General features: G+C 64.5%; 4 protein-coding genes. All 4 read left to right on the forward strand.

Features of this window, described 5'->3' with window-relative positions:
• The first annotated feature begins 212 nt into the window (after positions 1-212).
• Positions 213-971, forward strand: a complete 759-nt coding sequence (locus MJ797_RS26085) for a hypothetical protein (RefSeq protein ID WP_239342288.1) — start codon at positions 213-215, stop codon at positions 969-971.
• A gap of 552 nt (positions 972-1,523) precedes the next feature.
• The gene (locus MJ797_RS26090; protein ID WP_239342289.1) at positions 1,524-2,276 is read left to right on the forward strand and encodes a winged helix-turn-helix domain-containing protein; all 753 of its coding nucleotides are present in this window, start codon (positions 1,524-1,526) and stop codon (positions 2,274-2,276) included.
• An 87-nt stretch (positions 2,277-2,363) separates the two neighbouring features.
• Complete coding sequence (locus MJ797_RS27125; protein ID WP_255739525.1) at positions 2,364-2,498, forward strand: hypothetical protein; 135 nt, start codon at positions 2,364-2,366, stop codon at positions 2,496-2,498.
• Positions 2,499-2,899: 401 nt separating this feature from the next.
• Positions 2,900-3,928, forward strand: a complete 1,029-nt coding sequence (locus MJ797_RS26095) for a low specificity L-threonine aldolase (protein ID WP_374583007.1) — start codon at positions 2,900-2,902, stop codon at positions 3,926-3,928.
• Positions 3,929-4,010 lie beyond the last annotated feature (82 nt).

Consider the following 4,010-nt stretch of genomic DNA (forward strand, 5'->3'; position numbering starts at 1 on the left):
TCCCTACCGCGACCTATCAACCTACACGTTCTGCGGTTTCCGTCGGTGTCGAAGGGGTAGGCCCTGCTAGAGCTTCCGCAAGCCGCCGCACGGGAGATATAGACGCCATCTCATTACTTTTCCTGCGTCTGTATCTGCATGGTTTGCCCGCCGGGAAAACGGGTACGGGAGAGATAACTACATAACTACGTCGACGCGCGAGGAGTAAATCGGTGCCAACAATGTCTGTATTCGCTTTCGAGCGCCAATCTTTCCAATCATCCGGACCGTTTCATCAGATGCACCGTCTGATCGACAGCGGATTCACGTGGGAGGCCAGTTGGGATCTCCCGGCGGTCCACGCCATCGTGGCTTACGTCCGACCTGATACTGAAGTCTGCCAGAGCCTCAGCGACATCGTCAACTATCCAGCCGTGATCAAGTTCGTAAGAGATACGTTTTCGAGGGTAGACACGGCTGGCAAGCCCGTCCGAAATCCGGAACTACGGGGACCGATCAGGACGTCATACCAAGTCTGGAAAGACATAGCTGCCACACCTGGGGCGAAGATTGACCAACCGGGGGCTCACCAGGACTCAGATCTCGTCAATACGATCAGTTTTGATTTTCATTGTAACACGGACGCTGTGTTCACAGCCCTGAGCGGCACGGCAACTATTTACGTGTTCTACTCTCTGGATGGCTCCGGTAATCCGCAGGTTCGTATTGAGGGTTTCTCCACCCGGGTCTGGGACGATGAGCCCGCCCGACCCGATGCCGGCTTGCCTGGCATCGTAGGTGAGGTGGTAGCGGCGACGTTGATGGAAAATCGTCCCTTTATCCAGGCGATGCTCGACCGAGCACTTCAACGCCTTGCCGCAGGTAGAACCTTTAGCGACCTATATTTCCTTCCAGGAACTGGAGTAAAGATTAATGCTCCAGTCGACGATAACGCGGACGACCACGTGGCGCTCTGCTTGGTGCCGCGGTGACACGACAGATCGTCCGACACCGGCTACGCCCCCGGATCTACGACGCGGAACGCCCTAACCAAAGGGGGATCCTGCACGGGCCGGAGGAAGATTGGTCCCGTCCTTCCCAACGGCGAGCAGCTGTCTCTGATATCTAGGAAGGCAGACCACCCCGCTCATCGGTACGGGCGGCCTTTGCTTTGCAACTCTGGTCGCGGCGTCCCGATCGTGTGTAGAGGACTTCAGGCATCCGTGCACGCGACTTCGGACATTGACAATCGACAGTGCGTTTCCGCGGGCCGGACAGTCCTATCCTCGAGCGCTTTTACTGAGGAAGAATCGGAGAAGTTATTGAGCGGGATTTGATTGTAGATTTGTATTTCTTGCACGCTCCGTAACCCCATATGAAATCTTGCGCTATCCGCGGTCAGATCTTGCGCTATCCGTGATGCTGTGCAGGCCGATGGCCGCCGGGTACACCGGTGGCATGAAGTATCCACAGGGCGGCGGGTTGACCGCCGAAGAGCGGCACAGCGGGAGGAACGCCGCCAGGAAGCCGGCGAGATGTTCGCGATGGGAGCCAGCCAGGCCGAGGTGGCCGAGGAGATACGGGTGAGCCGCATGTCGGCCTGCCGCTGGTACTGGGACTGGAAGGCCGGCGGGATGGCAGGGCTGGTGTCCCGGGGGCCGGGCGGGCTGCCGTGCCGGCTCGATGACCGGCAGCTGGCCCGGCTCGAGGCCGCACTGCGCCGCGGCCCGGCCGCGCACGGCTTCGACGACCAGTGCTGGACCGGGGCCCGGGCCGCCGCACTGATCGAACGAATGTTCGCGGTCCACTCCACGCCACGGGGCGCGACCCTGCTGCTGCACCGCATGGGCTGGTCGGTGCAGCAGCCCGCCCACCGGGCGGCCGAACGCGACGAGCAGGCCATCCGGCAGGGGAAAGAGGAGACCTGGCCGGAGATCGTCGCGAAGGCGGCGGCCGAGGGCGCCTGGGTCTGCGTCGAGGACGAGGCCGCCATCTGCCGGCATCCACCGAAAGCCCGAACCTGGGCGCCGTGCGGCCAGACGCCGGTGCTGCCGGTGACCGGCACGCGCTCGGGCCGGATGTCGATCGCCAGCATGGTGTGTGCCAAGCCGGGCGAGGCGACCCGGCTGGCTCGCCGGACCCGGGTGCACACCCGTCGCAGGGACGACCGGCGCAGCATGTCCGAAGCCGACGACGCCGCGCTGATCAGCGCGTTCCACGACGAGGTCGACGCCCCCCATCCTGGTATGGGACAATCTCAACACCCACCACAGCGCGCAGATGCAGACCCTCCTTGATGATCATGCTGCCTGGCTGACCGGCTGCCGGCCTACGCCCCTGACCTCAATCCTGCGGAGGACGTATGGTCCAACCTCCGGCGTGCGGTGTACAACCTCGCCTCCGCCGGCAGGACCCATCTGTACCGGGTGATCCACGGCAAGCTCGCCCACATCGGCGCCCGGCCCGCCTTGCTCGACGGCTTCATCGCCGAGACCGGGCTCACCGTGGCCGCTGGGTGACCTCCGGCCGCGAATACCGGTTACCAGATGTGACAACGGGGGTAGAGACGGTGCCCCTCGCGTGACAGCCGGCCGGCCCGAACCCGCCGAATCCCGACCGAAGGCCGCATCGTACCCGGGGCCTGGCCACGCTGCGCGGCCCCGGTGCACGCATACCGTCGGCCCACCGCGGGGAAACCCGTCCGCGTTGCGCATCCAGGCCTGCGGCCTGCGGTTTTGCACGCTCCGCATAACCCGATCATGCATTCTTGTAATGTGTTTATAACTTCAGAGATTCTTCCCCAGTAGTTATCCTGGAATAGAATTCTGGATAACAGGAAGAGCGAATAGCCGCGGCCCGGCGATGATGGCTCGGTAGAAGCTCGTGATCATGCGGGGGTGGGCGGGAGATGGTTGATCGTTTGATCGACCTGCGAAGCGACACGGTCACGCGGCCGGCTCCAGGCATGCGGGCGGCGATGGCGCGGGCAGAGGTGGGCGACGACTGCTACGGCGAGGACCCGACGGTTGCGGCGCTGGAGGAGCGCGTCGCTGACCTGTTTGGGCATGAAGCCGCCGTCTTTGTGCCGAGCGGCACGATGGGGAATCAGATCTGCCTACGGCTCCTGGTACCGCCGGCGGAGGAGCTGCTGTGTGACGCGGATGCGCACATTGTGACGTACGAGGGAGGGGGAGCGGCCCAGCACGGCGGAATATCGACCCGGACGATCGTTTCGCCGCGGGGCGTTCTTCAGCCTGACGCGGTGGCGCAACAGCTTCGGCCTGAGGGATTCCGGACCGTGGTGACCCGGGCCGTAGCGGTCGAACAGACCGCGAACCGTGCCGGCGGCGCGGTCTATCCCATGGATGTCCTCGAGTCACTGCGGGCGGTGACGCGCTCAGCGGGCGTCGCTCTGCACTGCGATGGCGCGCGTATATGGAACGCCATCGTCGCCACCGGTCTGCCTGCCGCGGCCTTCGGCCGGCTGTTCGACACCATGTCCGTCTGCCTGTCCAAGGGGATGGGCGCGCCCGTTGGATCCCTGGTGGTCTGCTCAGCGTCCCGCGCTGCTGTCGCCCGGGTCCTGCGCCGGCGGCTGGGTGGTGGGATGCGACAGGCCGGCATAGTGGCCGCGGCTGGCATCTACGCGCTGGACCATCATGTGGAGCGGCTGGCTGATGATCATAAACGTGCGCGGCGCCTGGCTCGCCGGATTGCGGATGTCGCCCCCTCCGCCGTCGACGTCGACACGGTCCAGACGAACATGATTGTCCTTGACCTGTCGGGCACCGGCTGGCCCGCGGGCGAGTTCACCGCCGCGGCGGCCCGTCACGGACTGCTCCTGCAGCTGACAGGCCCACAACGGGTCAGGGCCGTCACCCACCTCGACATCGACGACGAGGACATCGACAGCGCGGCAACGCTCCTGCACGGGCTGCTCGGCCGTTGAACGCATGCTGGCCTGGTCGGGAACGGTCGTCACAGCCGTTTCCGTTTCTTTGGGAACTTAGTGGTCGGCGCTGGAAGTTCAT

The organism is Protofrankia sp. CiP3 (assembly GCF_917627345.1).
GTDB lineage: Bacteria > Actinomycetota > Actinomycetes > Frankiales > Frankiaceae > Protofrankia.